Below are 13,992 nucleotides of genomic sequence, written 5' to 3'. Positions count from 1 at the left end.
CGGCCTTCTTCATTCCGAGACACCCGTTCCGACCCGCGAGACGATTTCGTCCCAGTAGCCGGGCATGGTCTCCCACGGGTCGGTGCGGCCACCGCGATCGGTGCGGTCCGTGAAGTAGATCGTCGCCGCGCCCTGCCACCGCGCGATGCGCAGCGCCTCCTCCAGGTGACCGAGGGGCACACCGTGCACGAAGTGGCAGAAGCGGTCGGGCGGGTAGTCGGCGGTCCACTCGGCGACCTGCGAGAAGCGGTAGTCGGACCAGGGGCCGGAGAAGGTCACCAACTGGTCGGCGTTCTCCGCGTACCCCGGGTGCGGGTGGCTGCCGTGGCCGAGGACGATGTGGGCCATGTCACTGATCGCCCGGAGCGCGGTGATCGCGCGGCGGACCTCGGGGAGCGCGGTGCGGTCCGAGGGGGTGCGGTCCAGCAGGAAGCCGTCGACGCGGTACCAGTCGAGGTGGCGGTGCGCGTCCGCGAGCAGGTCGGCGAGGGGTCGGGCGCCGCGGGTGAGGTCCAGGTGGCCGAGGACGCGGACGCCCGCGTTGCGCAGCCGGCCCGCGGCTTCCAGGCAGTGCGGGTCGGGGCGGGTACCGGGCCCCGCGGCGACGTCGAGCACGACCCAGTCCAGGGGGGTGCCGGGGCGGGCGAGTTCGGCCCACTGGGCCGGGGCGACGAGCGGATGCGCGTAGCCGGGGATGCCGAGGGCGGTACGGACGCCGGTGCTGGTGGTGCCCGCTGTGGTGCTGGTCAGATGCGGCATGCCGCCTCCATCCAGATGTCGGCCAGGGATTCTTCGAGGTTGATCCGGGGACGCCAGCCGAGCCGGTCGCGGGCGGTGCGCACATCGGCCTGCTGCCAGCTGCCGCAGCCGTCCGGGTACGGGTATGCGACCGGGGCCGCGTGGTCGGCGTCGCCGCGAGGGTGCCCGATGGTGCTGCGCAACGGTCCGGGAGGGGCGTCGAGTTCGTGGAGGGCGCCGCCGTATCCGGCGACCCGGGCGAGGACGGCGGCGGCGTCGCGGAGTCGGACGGCGCGGCCGGAGCCGATGTTGATGACGCCCTGCGCGGCGGAGAGCGAGGCTGCGTGCACGGCGCGGGCGACGTCACGGACGTCGACGAAGTCGCGCTGGACGCCGAGGCCGCCGAGTTTGAGTTCGCCGTCGCCGGACTGCATGGCGCGGCGCATGGCCTCGGCGAGCCGGCCGAGCGGGGAGCCGGCCGGGGTGCCGGGTCCGGCGGGTGAGAAGACCCGGAGGACGACGGCGTCGAGACCGGAGCCGAGGACCAGTTCGGTGGCGGCGAGTTTGCTGACGCCGTACGGGCCGCCGGGGCGGGGCACGGCGTCCTCGGCGGTGGAGGAGCCGGGCTGACTGGGGCCGTACTCGGAGCCGCACCCGATCTGCACCAGGCGGGCGCTGCAGCTGCTGCGGCGCAAGGCTTCGCAGACGGTGGCGACGGCGACGGTGTTGTGCCGGGTGAGTTCGCGGGCCCCGCCGCGGGTGGCGCCGGCGCAGTTGACGACGACTCCGGGGTGGACCGCGTCCAGGAAGCGGGTGAGCGCTCCGGGGCTGCCGGTGGCGAGGTCGAAGCGGACGTCGGCGTCGTCGCCGCGGCCTAGGGCGGTGAGCTGGACGGCCGGGTCGGCGAGCAGGCGGTCGGCGACGAAGCGGCCGATGTATCCGCCCGCTCCGATCAGCAGGACCCTCATCGGGCGCCTCCCGGGGTGTGCGCTCCGGCTGCTCCCAAGGCTCCGGACGCTCCGGGCGCTCCGTGTCGGGAGGTGGTCATCTGGTCTTCTCCTTCGAAGGGGTGATGCGGTTGCCTCCGGCGGTGGGCCGGGCGCCCGCGGCCTCGGCCGAGGCCAGGTGCTGCCACGCGCTCGGGGCGGGTGGCGGCGGGCTCGGTCGGGCCGGTGGCGGAAGGTTCACCCGGGTGCTCCCGTCGGCGCGTGGGCCGAGGCCCGGGTGAGGGTGCGCAGGGCGTGGACCAGCAGGGTGAGGGCCGTGGTGCCGCAGGCGAGCGCCGGGACGGCGGCCGGGCCCCAGGCGTCCAGCAGGGTCTGGACGGGGATCGCCAGGAAGGCGCAGCCGGGCAGCCGGCCGGCCAGGAGCAGGGCGGGGGCCGCCGCCTCGACGGCCGCCGCCGCGCCCAGGGTCAGGGCGGGGGCGTGCCGGTGGTGGTGCACGGTGAGGAGGCGGGCGAGCAGGAGGAGGGCGCCCAGGGTGAGGGCCTGCGGGTAGGCCGCGCCTTCGTCGAGGACGGCACCGCACAGGGTGAGCAGGGCGGTGAGGGCGGCCAGGAACACGGCGAACGCGCCGAGCAGCAGGGGCCGGGCGGCGGCCGTGAAGTCCTCCAGACCGCGGCTGCCGGCGAGCCTGCGGCGGGCACCGGCGGTGAGGAGGTGGGCGCACCAGGCGGCCGGGGCACAGGCCAGGGTGAGCGCCAGGACGGGGGCGGTGGCCACCGGCCAGGGGCCGTCCGGGGTGCCGGTGGGCAGGGCGTCGGGGCCGCCTGCCACGACCGCGTGCAGGAGTCCGTCGCCGAGCAGGGCGTACCCGAGCAGCCAGAGGGTGCACGTGCGCGTGCCGGATGCCGTCCGCCATGGGGGTGTGCCGGGTTCGGTGGCGAGGGGGCCGCGGCGCAGGGCCGCACGGACGGCGAGGCCGATGGCGAGGAGGCCGCCGAGGGCCACCAGCAGGCGGGGCCGGCCCTGGGTGAGGTGCAGCCCGGTCACGACGGCCGCGCCGAGCGCTCCGGGCAGGAGGGTGAGCAGGGCCCAGTCGGCGCGGACACGGGGTGCGCGCAGAGCCTCGGGCTGGGGGCGCGGGGTGCCGTCGCGGGGCACGCGCGCGTACAGCTCCTCGGCGAGCGAGAAGACGTCGCGGTGACGGAAGCGGGCGGCGGTGCGGTCGGTGACCCCGTGCGCCTCCAGCCCGGCGGCGATCTCCAGCGGGTCGACGGCCCGCTCGCACAGCTCCCGGTGGCGGTGCAAAAGGGCTTTCACGGGGTCGGCGGCACCGCGTCGGGCGGTGGGTCTACGGCTCCTGCCGGGCCCGGAATCCGCTCCGGCCCTCACCGGCGCCGAGGGCACCCGCGGGCGAGCCGCTCCGGAGGACGTCTCCGCTGCCGAGGGCGGCTTGGCCCCCGGCCCGGCGGAAGCCCCCGCATACAGGGCCCCCTCCCCGCTCGCCCCGCCGTGCGTCGCCGCACCGGCCAGCCACTCCCCCGACCGCTCGTCCCACGCGTCGGCGCCGCTCGGCATCGCGGGACGGTCCTGTGGGCTCAGCGGCCTGTCGTCGCGGGTGTCGTCCACCCCGCCGGAGCCGTTCACCGTGCCCCCTCCGGAGCCGCCAGCGGGGTCGCACGGACCGGGCCACCCGCCGCCCAGCCAGGGACACCCCGGGTCGGTACGCGGGCCGTGGGGCCGGTCCAGCGGACGGGGACGTGGGCCTCGGCCGGCGCGGCGAACGGCAGGGGTGCGCCCGCCTCGTCGAGGACGACGCGGCGTACCGGGCAGCGCGAGACGATCTCCAGGTAAATGCTGTGAAATGACGTGATGTTCTGTTCGACGGTGAACAGTTCGAGCGCGCGGGCGCGGGCGGCGGCGCCGAGGCGCTCACGGCGCTCGGGGTCGTGCAGCAGCGCCACGCAGGCTTCGGCGAGCGCCCGCGGGTTGCGCGGGGGCACGACGAGGCCGGTGCCGCCGATGGCCTCCACCACCGCGCCGACGTCGGTGGACACGGTGGCGCGTCCGCAGAACATGGCCTCGACCAGGCTGATCGGGAAGCCCTCGACGACGCTGGAGAGGACGACGACGGCGCCGCCGGCGTACGCGTCGGGCAGCGTCGGGGCCTCGGGGCCGCCGATCTCCTCGAAGGAGACCGGGTTGTCGCCGACCGCGTGCACGCCCTCCGCCTCGTCCGGGAAGAGCTGGGCGGCGAGGGCCCGGCAGTGGCGCAGGTAGGCCGGGCCCTCGGGGCCCGCGGGCGCGCCGACGATCCTCAGGCGTGCCTTCGGCGCCTGTCTGCGGACCTCGGCGAAGGCGTGCAGCAGGGAGAACAGGTCCTTGGCGGGTTCCACGCGCCCGACCCAGACGAGCGTGTCCGCGTCGGCACGGTCCGGGGACTCGCCGACCTCCGCGAAGCGGGAGGCGTCCATGCCCGGGTGGACGGTGCGGATCCTGGTGCGGTCGGCGCCGCACCGTTCCTGCCAGCGGCGGGCGTGGGCGTTGCCGGGTGTGAGGATCGCGGCCCGCCGGTAGACCTCGGTGGCCAGCCGGCCGTGGAAGGCGGCGAGCAGGGCGCGTACGGCGGGGGCGGCGGCGTCGGGGCCGAGGGCCAGGTAGTGCGAGCGCAGTTGCACGCCGTACTCGGTGACCAGCAGCGGTACGTCGGCGAAGTGCCGGGCGAGCAGTCCGGACAGGGCGGCCGGGCCGCCGGCGGTGGCGTGACAGAGGTCGGCCGCGCCGAGGCCGTCGTCGCCGTACCAGTCGAGGGAGAGGGGGCGCAGGGCGCGTTCGAGGTGCGCGGTGACCGTGAGCAGGTCGGGTACGCGCGCCTCGCGGGCCGTGCGCAGCGCGCCGGGTGCGCGGCAGGCGCGCTCCAGGGTGCGGACGGCGGTGTCGGAGCGGAGCGCGCCGACCAGTCCGCCCTCGTCGCGGGCGAGTTCGGCGAGGCCGTACAGCGCGCTGCCGAAACGGTCCGCCTGATGAGCGGACGCATCACCGGAAGCGGTGTCGGACCCGGCGCACAACGCCCCGACCAGTTCCCCGTAGCACTCGGTGAAGCGCCGGCGCGCGCGCCGCCCGTATGCGACCTCGTCGTCCTCGGCCGTCCACAGCGGGGCCGTGCGGACCCGGCTGACCTGCTCGGGGAGCGGGACCCAGCCCGCGTCCTCCTGTTGCCGGCTGCGGCTGAGCGCGTAGAGGTCGAACTCGTGCTGTGCGAGCCCGCGCACGAGCCGCTCGCACCAGAGCCCGGCGTCACCGCTCACATGCGGATAGCCACCCTCCGTAAGCAGTCCGATGCGCACGTGTGCACCCCCGATCTCCCGTGAGTGGGAGCCGCCCTGGTCCTGGCGGCTCGCAGCGGGACGAACGTATGCGGACAAGGCGGTGGCGCGACGGACGGTTGTCCATCACGCCACCAAAAGGGGTGAACGGTCGTAACTTTCGCGTGCGGGTCGCGTTCCGCCGCGCTAGGAGGTCAGACAGTGATCGACCACGTACGAAACGTCACGCCGCGGCCAGTTCCCGCCGGGCCGCCCGCCGCTCCGCCGCCAGCTCGGGGTCGAGCGCGGGTACGGCTGCCAGGAGCTGCTTGGTGTACGGCTCGCGCGGGGCGTCGTACACGTCGTCGACGGGGCCGGACTCGACGACCCGCCCGCGACGCATCACCGCGACCCGGTCGCTGACCTGGCGGACGACGGCGAGGTCGTGCGCGATGAACACCAGCGCGAGGCCGAGTTCGCGCTGCAGCTCGCCGAGCAGTTGGACCACCTGGGCCTGCGTCGTGACGTCGAGCGCCGAGACGGGCTCGTCGCAGACGATGACGCGCGGGTCGGCGGCGAGCGCCCGGGCGATGCCGACGCGCTGGCGTTGTCCGCCGCTGAACTCGTGCGGGTAGCGGTCGTAGTGGGCCGCTTCGAGCCCCACGCGCTCCAGCAGTTCGACCACGCGCCCACGGATGTGTCGCTCGTCCCTCCCCGACTCTCGGCTTCGCTCGTGCCGGGGGACCCCCATCCTGCGTGCGCGGAGCGGGTCGGCAATGGACTCGCCCACGCTGCGGCGGGGGTTGAGGGAGGAGACGGGGTCCTGGAAGACCAACTGGACGGCCGGGTTCACACCGGTGTGCGGGCGCCCCGCGTAGAGGATCTCGCCGGCGGTCGGCTCGAGCAGCCCCACCAGCATGCGGCCCAGCGTCGTCTTGCCGCTGCCGCTCTCCCCCACGACGCCCAGGGTCTCGCCCCGGCGGACGGTCAGCGAGACGTCGTCCACGGCGTGAACTCCCGCTTGCCTCGCCCGAACTCGCGCCGGAGCCCGGTGGCCTCCAGCACGATCTCGTCGGACGCCTCGGAGGGGGCGCGCTGTGCGTCCACGCGCGTGACGGCGTCGAGGAGTTCGCGGGTGTACGCCTGCGCGGGCGCCCTCAGGACCGCGCCGACCGGGCCGTGTTCGACGGCTCGGCCGTGCCTCATGACCAGCACCTCGTCGACGCTCTCGGCGGCGACGCCCACGTCGTGGGTGACGAGCAGCAGGCCCATGCCGGTCTCCTCGCGCAGCGTGTGCAGCAGGTCGAGGATCTGGGCCTGGACGGTGACGTCGAGGGCCGTCGTCGGCTCGTCGGCGATCAGCAGGTCCGGCCGGCAGGCGAGCGCCATGGCGATGAGGGCGCGCTGGCGCATGCCGCCGCTGAACTCGTGCGGGCGGGACCTAGACCGGCGCTGTGCGTCCGGAATTCCCACCCTCTCCAGCACCTGGACGGCACGCGCGCGTGCGGCGCGGCGCGAGGCGCGCGTGTGCATGACCTGCTGGTCACTCTGGTACGACAGCCCCAGGCAGGGTGCGGAGCAGTGCGCCACGGAGGTGCCCGTGGAGTAGTCCTGGCCGGCGAAGAGGCCTTCCAGGAAGTGCCAGTAGCGCAGGTGGAGCGGGTCACCGAGCTTGAGCTGCTCGGCGACCTGGTGCACCTGCTGCGGCGAACAGCGCGGACTTTTCGCTCGTTTGTGTGACGGCCGGCTCGCAAGCTTGCGAGCCACTGGGCCGATCGGGGTACCGTCGCTCTTCGATCTGGGACGCCGGGTGTGGCGCCAGCGTGCGGGGCCCTTCCCCACCGGAGTGATGGGTCAGGGCCTCCCCGTCGCCTCTGGCTGCGCCCATGGCCAGGTCGTGAGGGACTCCGCCCGCCCGGCTCGGACCACGGACGCGATCCGTGTCGCCGCCTGGGATGCGAAAGCGGACGACCAGTGCGCCCAAGACCGTTCGGGGCGTGCCAGTGCGTGGGCTCGCTCCCGCTCACCGCTTAGGAACGGTGGCGTAGAAGACGACGTAGGTCGTCACCGCCCCGGGACGGCGTCGGCGGTTCTACGCAGTGCCGAGGATGGATGGCCGCCTCTACCGTGATGTTCTGCGGCACCAGCAGCGCCGCGTACGTGATGACGGGCGCGGCCAGCCCCGGGAGCAGCTCGCGGCGGGCGATCCGCCAGGTGCTCCAGCCGCTCAGCCGGGCGGCGGAGACGTGGTCGAGACCCTTGAGGGTGAGGGTCTGGGCGCGCACGATCTTCGCGATGTTGCCCCAGGCGATGAGGCCGATGACGAGGGTGACGAGGACGGGCCGCGGAAAGCTCGAGGGCACGATCGCCAGCAGCGCCAGTGACATGATCACCAGCGGCATGGCGACGATGATGTCCGTGGTACGGCTCAACAGTTGATCAACCCATCGGCTGCCGAGCGCGGAGGCCACGCCGACCACGACCCCGATGGCGACCTGCGCCACGGTCGCCGCGAGCGCGACGCCCAGCGACACCCGGGCCCCGTAGACCAGCCGCGCGAACAGGTCGAGCCCGGTCTGCGGTTCGACCCCCAGCCAGTGGTCGGCGCCGAGGCCGCCGAAGGAGCCGATGGGCACGCCCCCGCGCGCGGAGTCGATCAGGGAGGGGTGGTAGGTGGTCGGGTCCTGGCCCTCCAGGGCGGTGAGCAGCGGCGCGGCGAGCGCGACCAGGACGAGCAGCGCGACGACGACCGCCGCGACGAGGGCGGCGCGCCGCGCCCGCAGCCGCCGCCAGAACGAACGGGCCCCCGAGGCCCCCGGGACGGGCGTGTCCGTCCCGGGGGCCCGGGAGGCGACAAGTGCCTCACTCACGGCGCTACTTGACCGCGACCTGGGAGATGTCCAGAACACCGGTCCAGTCGCTGATCACGATGTTCTTGACGTCCTTGCCGTACAGGCGCTTGTAGACGGGGTGGAACAGCGGCACGGTCAGGGCCTGCGCGCCGATCTTCTTGTCCAGTGCACCCCACCGCTCGGCGGCCGCGTCAAGGTCGGTCAACTTGTTGATCGCGTCAATCTCGTCATTGACCGACTTGTCGTTGAGCAGGCCCGTGTTGAAGTTCGCTCCATCCTTGACGATCTGCCGGCCGTCGAAGATCGGGGCGAGGAAGGGAGCGCCGGAGGGCCAGTCGACACCCCAGCGGGCGAGGAAGAAGCCGGGCTCGGTCTTCACGCTGTGGATCTTGTCCCGGTAGTCGTTGTCCTCCAGCCCCTGGAGCCTGACCGTGATGCCGGCCTTCTTCAGGGCGTCCTGGACGGCGGTGGCGATCTCCGGACCGGTCTCGAAGTTCTTGTCGTTGGAGTGCGTGAGCGTGATCGTGAGCCCGTTCTTGTAGCCGGCCTCCTTCAGCAGCTCCTTGGCCTTGGCCGGGTTGCCGGCCTTGCCCGCCGGGAAGAGGTCGTACGGCTCGTAGCCGAAGGACTTCTGGTCGGGCAGGTAGGTGGTCGCAGGCTCGGCGAGCGCGGAACCACCGGCCGCGTTGATCACGGACGAGCGGTCGATGGCGTACGAGATCGCCTGCCGCACCTTGATGTCGTCGAACGGCTTCGCCGTCGGGTTGAACGCGATGTGGTTCGTGTAGCCGAAGTGGCCGGTGCCCACGCGTGCGGCGAGCTCCTTGTCACCGGTCACCTTGGCGAGCTCGGCCGGGCCGAGGTTGGTGTCCGTGGTGACCGCGGCCGCGTCCGCCCCCTGAGACGCGGACAGCCGCTGGTTGATCACGGAGGAGTCGAGGCCGGAGCGGACGTCGATGGTGTCCGGGTAGGCCTTGCGCTCGGCGTCGACGGCGGTGGACCAGTACGTGTTGCGCTCGAGCAGCAGGTGCTCGCCGTCGTCCTCGTTCTTCACGACCTTGTACGGGCCGGACGAGATCGGGTGCTCCTCGTACTTGGTGCCCGTGTCCTTGCCCTTCGGGACGGGCGTGAACTGCGTCTGCGTGGCCAGGAACGGGAACTCGCCCTCGGGCTTGTTCAGATGGAAGACGATGGTCCGCGCGTCCGGCGTCTCGATCGCCGAGAGGCCCTTCTTGTCCTTGTACGGGCCCTGGTAGTCGGCCGCGCCGACCAGCCAGTCCCTCAGGTACGGTGCGCCGCCGGAGAGTTCGGGGGCGAAGGAGCGCTCGATGCCGTACTTGATGTCGGCCGAGGTGATCGGGGTGCCGCCCTCGTACTTGAGGCCCTTCTTCAGGGTGTACGTCCACACGGTCGCGTCCTTGCTGGGGCGCCCGGTGTCGGTGGCCAGGTCCGGGACGACCTTGGCGCCGGCCGCGCCGTTCTCCCGGTTGCGCGTGGTGAGCGTGCGGAACACGAGCGAGGGGATGTTGCCGCCGCCGGAGGTGTAGAGGCGGGCGGGGTCGAAGTCCTGCTGCGGTTCGGAGTTCAGAACGGTCAGCGTGCCGCCCTTGTGCGGCGCGGAGTCGCCACCGGAACCCTTGGCATCGTTGTCCTTCGGGCCGCAGGCGGCGACGCCCGTTGCCACGACCAGGCTGACGGATGCCGCTGCCACACGGGCGCTGTGACGGACGGTTGACGCATCGGAATGACGACCTCTCGGGAAACGGATCGAGGGAATCTCGAAAAGTGAGACATGTGGACGAGGAGTGAGACGGCTGCGAGCAGACGTCGGCCCCGGCGTCGGGTCGTCGAAGAATCCGTGAACGGTCACGGACGGAACAAGGGAGGGTGGTCGCGACGCGAACGCCAGGGAGGCGGCGTCAGTGACAGTGGATGTCGGCCACGCAGAGCGCGGTCACGCCGAGCAGCGCCAGCTCGATGGCGGCGCTGTTGGAGACGGCATGACTAGACCACATGCACGAAAATATGAACAAACTTGCTGCTCATGTCAATGCGACGCCGACGGCGCCTGTCAACTCCGGGGATAGGGCCAGGAGTTGGGCAGGCAGTGGATCCCGTCGTGGTCGAGGAACTTGGTCTGCTGCTGCATGACCGGTGCCAGCTCGCCGTCCTTCTGGCACGACACATGGCCGTGGCCGAGCCGGTGGCCGACCTCGTGATTGATGAGCATCTGCCGGTATGCGTGGATCTTGTCCCCGTATGTCTTGCTGCCCTGTGCCCACCGGTAGGCGTTGATCATCACGCGTTCGGTGGACGCCGAGTCGCAGGAGACGTTGTCCTCCGTGGTGTCCAGGCCGGACTTGGCGCACCACTTGGCGGTGGTGCCGGGGCTGGCGAGCGTGATCACGAAGTCGGGTTTGCCGGAGGAGACGCGCTCGAAGGTACGGGCACCGCCGTGGGCCCAGCTGCGGTCGTCGTTGAGCGTCTTCTGCACGGCCGCGGCGAACAGTTCGCCGTCCAGGCCGAGTCCCTGCTCGATGTCGACGCGGTAGGTGTACTTCTGTCCCTTGCCGGGCGCCTTGTCGAAACCCGGGACGGCGTCGAACTTCCCGGAGCCCTTCATCGTGGCGCTGAGCGGGTACTTCCGGTCCATCTTCTGCTCGTACGTCAGCGTCGCCACGCTCGGCGAGGCGGACGGGGTGCTCTGTCCGGGGACCCGGGTGCCGCGCGCCTGGTCGGTGGCGGACTGCGACCGTACGTCGGCGTCGTCGTGGCGGTCGGTGACCTGCCCGGCGACGACGACCGCGAGCACGGTGGTCACGGCCGCGGCCGCGATGCCCGTGAAGGCCCGCCCCTTGCCTCCGCCGCGCTGCGCGGGCACACCGGTGGGCGGCGCATCGCCCCCGTCGGCCGCCGGCTCGGCACCGGCGTCGTACGACTCCTGATCCTGAGCGGACTCCGTACGGCCGGACCGGGGCGCGAAGACGTCGGCGTCCTCCTCGAAGGCCTCGAGGTAATCCTGCCGGGGCCCACCACCGGAACGGCCGGGCCCACCCTGTCGCTGCCGCGGAAAGGCGACACCGGGCCCGCCCGCGCCCTGCCGCACCCCGGGAGCAATCCCGGCGCCGGCACCGGCCGCTCCCGCGAACTCCCCCCAGCCACCGCCGACTTCACGCTGCTCGGGATGCGCACCTCGGGCCTGCGCGGCACCCCCACCGAAACGCTGCACGCCGTGGGCAGGGGTGCCATCGGGGAACCGTGGAGCACCGTGAGCAGGCGTGCCGTCGGGCAGACGCGGGGCCCCCTGCGCCGGAGTGCCCCCGGGAGAGCGCCGGCCGCCCTGCGCCCCCGGCCCACCGGAGAACCGAGGGACACCCTGAGCGGGCGTGCCATCCGGAAACCGAGGCACACCACGGGCAGGCGTGCCGTCGGGCAGACGCGAAGTCCCGTGAGCAGGCGTGCCGTCAGGAAAGCGCGGCGCCCCCTGAGCCGGAGTGCCGTCAGGGAAACGCGGTACGCCTCCCGTCGGCACCCCCGGCGGGAAACCGGGGGTGCCCTGGGCGGTGCGCGGTGTGCCGTACCCCTGGGGAGCGTTCTCGGGTGCCTGGCGCTGGCCGGGCAGAGTGGGCTGTCGGGTCTCGCGCGGAGTGCCGGAGGCCGACCCCCGCCCCCCTCGCCGGGCGGCTATGTCGGCGGAGTCGTCCTTGGGGGCCGGTCCGCGGCGGCTGTGACGTCCCACCTCGGCCCTCAGCTCCCCGCGCCCGTGGCGGCGACGTCGCCGCCGGCTGTCTCAGTGAATCCGTCACCGGGCGCCGCGGCGTGCGCGCCCCCGGTCGCGGCGGCAGTCACGGACCGACCCGCGCTTCCGAACTCCCGCTTCTCCGCGAGGAGTTCCCGGAACGCTCCGGCCACCACGTCCGGGTACTCCATCATCGCCACGTGACCCGCCTCCGGCAGGGACAGGAGGCGGGAGTCGGGGAAGGAGCGCGCGGCCTTCCGGGCCATGCGGTAGCCGACCAGCTGGTCACGGCCGCCGTAGATCAGCAGGGTCGGGGCGAGCACGCGCTCGGCCTGGCGCCACAGCCCGTGCTGGCCGCCGAGGGTGTAGGCATTGACCACCCCGCGCGCGGAGCGTGCCATCGCGTCCCAGAAGTAAGGCAGTTGCAGCCGCCGCTCCAGCTCCTGCACGGCCTGCTGGAACGCCTCCGACGACACGCGCCCGGGGTCGCCGTAGCACAGCCCCAACACGCCGCGCACGCGCTGCTCGGCCGTCCATTCCCTGGTGAGCCGGGTGAAGAGCCCGGCCACCCCGGGCACGCCCAGCAGAGCCGTGGGCACCGCGGTGCGCTGCACGTACAGCTCCGGCAGGGCCGGCGAGACCAGCGTCAGGGTGCGCACGAGATCGGGACGTACCGCGGAGACGCGTGTGGCGACCGCTCCGCCGAGGGAGTTGCCGAAGAGGTGGACGGGGCCGCGCTCGACGGCGTCCAGATAACGGATGACCGCGCGCGCGTGCCCCGTGACGGAGTAGTTGCCGTCGTCCGGGGGCGGCGAGTCGCCGAAGCCGGGCAGGTCGACCGCCTCGCTGTCGACGACGCCGTCCAGCTCCTTCATCAGCGTGGACCAGTTCTGCGAGGAACCGCCGAGCCCGTGGACGTACAGCGCGGGCGGCAGCCCCTCGCGCGCGGGGCGCCGCGAACGGACCGACAGCGTGACCCCCGACAGCCCCACCGACCTCAGCCGCTCGCCCTCGCCGACCCGGACGGGCGCCACCTTCGGGAGGACACTGGCGGCCGTTACGGACTGCGACTCGGTCGAAGACATGCGGCAATGTTACGAGACGATCACGCCGTAGCTCATGTGTTCGCCGTCACAGGTTGGCCGCTGTCGCGGCGGAAACCCGGACCGGGCAACCGACGGCGACCGGGAACCGCACGGCGAACGGGCGTGCATGGCGTGGCGTCCGGATCAGGTGTCTCCTAGGCTCGTAGCGAGGGCACCCGTATGTGGCCCCTGCCGCTTCCAGGGACGTTCGTAGGAAGGGAGCCCACCATGACCTATGACCCCAACGAGCCCGACGTGGCCGAGGACCTGGAGGCCGACGACACCGCGTCGATCGACGTCGAGGCCCCTGAGGGTGACGCCGTCGAGCAGCGCGCCGACATCGCACCGGAGGGCGACGACCCGCTCACGGGAGTGGATCCGGCCCGCGGGAACGAGGCCGATCTCATCGAACAGGCGCGCGTGGTGTCGACCGACGAAGAGGACTACCGCTGACCGCGCAGGACGATTCGGCACCCCTCCGGCCGTGTAAGCCTGGCTTTGTGGCTTTCGTCGCCGTCCGGTACGTGAAATTCTGCGCTCGCACCGCGCACACCACGGTTACCGAAAAGTACGATGGCCGCGCGGCTGACACCGCATGTGGACGACTTTGGGAGGCGGCGTGACAGCCATCGAGCAAACTGAGGCGGTACGCCCACGGGGCACCCGTCTGCCGCGCCGAGCCCGACGGAACCAGCTGCTGGGCGCCGCCCAGGAGGTCTTCGTCGCACAGGGCTACCACGCGGCCGCGATGGACGACATCGCCGAGCGGGCGGGCGTCAGCAAGCCGGTGCTCTACCAGCACTTCCCCGGCAAGCTCGACCTCTACCTCGCCCTGCTGGACCAGCACTGCGAGTCGCTGATCCAGGCCGTGCGCGGCGCGCTCGCGTCGACGACCGACAACAAGCAGCGCGTGCGGGCGACCATGGACGCCTACTTCGCGTACGTCGAGGACGACGGCGGCGCCTTCCGCCTGGTCTTCGAGTCGGACCTGACGAACGAGCCCGCGGTGCGCGAGCGGGTCGACAAGGTCACCAACGACTGCGCCGAGGCGATCTGCGAAGTCATCGCCGAGGACACGGGCCTGTCGCGCGCGGAGTCGATGCTGCTCGCCTCCGGCCTCGGCGGCCTCGCCCAGGTGGTGGCGCGTTCCTGGCTGCACAGCGACCGCAGCGTGCCGCGCGAACAGGCGGTGCAGCTGCTGACCTCGCTGGCCTGGCGAGGCATCGCCGGCTTCCCGCTGCACGGCACCGAGAACCACTGACGCGCGTTTGTTCCCGCCCGGTGTTCGCTGTTGGCGTTCCGACCCGCAGCGTGGACATCCGCTCACCG

General features: G+C 72.8%; 9 protein-coding genes and 4 pseudogenes. 2 read left to right on the top strand and 11 right to left on the bottom strand.

Annotation, left to right across the window (positions count from 1 at the left end):
- Positions 1 to 9 precede the first annotated feature (9 nt).
- From ACWC5O_RS09840 to ACWC5O_RS09790, 11 genes and pseudogenes are all read right to left on the bottom strand, one after another.
- Positions 10 to 759 carry a spherulation-specific family 4 protein gene (locus ACWC5O_RS09840; protein ID WP_450580982.1) on the bottom strand — a complete coding sequence of 250 codons (750 nt, stop codon included), beginning with the start codon at positions 757 to 759 and terminating at the stop codon, positions 10 to 12.
- A complete protein-coding gene (locus ACWC5O_RS09835; protein WP_450580983.1) occupies positions 747 to 1,706 on the bottom strand; it encodes an NAD-dependent epimerase/dehydratase family protein in 960 nt (319 codons plus the stop codon). The genes ACWC5O_RS09840 and ACWC5O_RS09835 overlap by 13 nt, the downstream gene beginning before the upstream one ends.
- 216 nt (positions 1,707 to 1,922) lie before the next feature.
- The gene (locus ACWC5O_RS09830) at positions 1,923 to 3,260 is read right to left on the bottom strand and encodes a hypothetical protein (RefSeq protein WP_450581104.1); all 1,338 of its coding nucleotides are present in this window, start codon (positions 3,258 to 3,260) and stop codon (positions 1,923 to 1,925) included.
- Positions 3,261 to 3,325: 65 nt separating this feature from the next.
- Positions 3,326 to 5,029 (bottom strand): DUF3492 domain-containing protein, encoded by a 1,704-nt coding sequence (locus ACWC5O_RS09825; RefSeq protein ID WP_450580984.1) that lies wholly within the window; start codon positions 5,027 to 5,029, stop codon positions 3,326 to 3,328.
- Between the two features lie 202 nt (positions 5,030 to 5,231).
- A pseudogene (locus ACWC5O_RS09820) lies at positions 5,232 to 6,520 on the bottom strand (ATP-binding cassette domain-containing protein); the annotation flags it as partial.
- A gap of 39 nt (positions 6,521 to 6,559) precedes the next feature.
- Positions 6,560 to 6,685: pseudogene (locus tag ACWC5O_RS09815) on the bottom strand (ABC transporter permease); the annotation flags it as partial.
- A 371-nt stretch (positions 6,686 to 7,056) separates the two neighbouring features.
- Positions 7,057 to 7,857: pseudogene (locus tag ACWC5O_RS09810) on the bottom strand (ABC transporter permease); the annotation flags it as partial.
- A gap of 4 nt (positions 7,858 to 7,861) precedes the next feature.
- A pseudogene (locus tag ACWC5O_RS09805) lies at positions 7,862 to 9,579 on the bottom strand (ABC transporter substrate-binding protein).
- 179 nt (positions 9,580 to 9,758) lie between these two features.
- Positions 9,759 to 9,854: an Ms4533A family Cys-rich leader peptide gene (locus tag ACWC5O_RS09800; protein WP_450580985.1), complete on the bottom strand. Its 96-nt coding sequence runs from the start codon at positions 9,852 to 9,854 to the stop codon at positions 9,759 to 9,761.
- 56 nt (positions 9,855 to 9,910) lie between these two features.
- Entirely contained in the window at positions 9,911 to 11,578 is a 1,668-nt protein-coding gene (locus tag ACWC5O_RS09795) for a DUF3152 domain-containing protein (RefSeq protein WP_450580986.1), read from the bottom strand.
- Between the two features lie 8 nt (positions 11,579 to 11,586).
- The gene (locus ACWC5O_RS09790; RefSeq protein ID WP_450580987.1) at positions 11,587 to 12,663 is read right to left on the bottom strand and encodes an alpha/beta fold hydrolase; all 1,077 of its coding nucleotides are present in this window, start codon (positions 12,661 to 12,663) and stop codon (positions 11,587 to 11,589) included.
- 228 nt (positions 12,664 to 12,891) lie between these two features.
- On the opposite strand from ACWC5O_RS09790, the gene ACWC5O_RS09785 reads away from it, so the two are divergent.
- Both ACWC5O_RS09785 and ACWC5O_RS09780 read left to right on the top strand, forming a co-directional pair.
- A complete protein-coding gene (locus ACWC5O_RS09785; RefSeq protein ID WP_450580988.1) occupies positions 12,892 to 13,116 on the top strand; it encodes a hypothetical protein in 225 nt (74 codons plus the stop codon).
- A 166-nt stretch (positions 13,117 to 13,282) separates the two neighbouring features.
- Positions 13,283 to 13,924 (top strand): TetR/AcrR family transcriptional regulator, encoded by a 642-nt coding sequence (locus ACWC5O_RS09780; RefSeq protein WP_450580989.1) that lies wholly within the window; start codon positions 13,283 to 13,285, stop codon positions 13,922 to 13,924.
- Positions 13,925 to 13,992: the final 68 nt, after the last annotated feature.

The organism is Streptomyces sp. NPDC001450, assembly GCF_053597295.1.
The sequence above is the reverse complement of the archived record's forward strand: the minus strand, read 5'-3'. Positions and strand labels throughout refer to the sequence as shown.

Bases quoted from the DNA above. Each gene is read 5' to 3' on its own strand.
- ACWC5O_RS09840 (WP_450580982.1), bottom strand. From the start codon at position 759: ATGCCGCATCTGACCAGCACCACAGCGGGCACCACCAGCACCGGCGTC.
- ACWC5O_RS09835 (WP_450580983.1), bottom strand. From the start codon at position 1,706: ATGAGGGTCCTGCTGATCGGAGCGGGCGGATACATCGGCCGCTTCGTC.
- ACWC5O_RS09830 (WP_450581104.1), bottom strand. From the start codon at position 3,260: ATGCCGAGCGGCGCCGACGCGTGGGACGAGCGGTCGGGGGAGTGGCTG.
- ACWC5O_RS09800 (WP_450580985.1), bottom strand. From the start codon at position 9,854: ATGTGGTCTAGTCATGCCGTCTCCAACAGCGCCGCCATCGAGCTGGCG.
- ACWC5O_RS09790 (WP_450580987.1), bottom strand. From the start codon at position 12,663: ATGTCTTCGACCGAGTCGCAGTCCGTAACGGCCGCCAGTGTCCTCCCG.
- ACWC5O_RS09785 (WP_450580988.1), top strand. From the start codon at position 12,892: ATGACCTATGACCCCAACGAGCCCGACGTGGCCGAGGACCTGGAGGCC.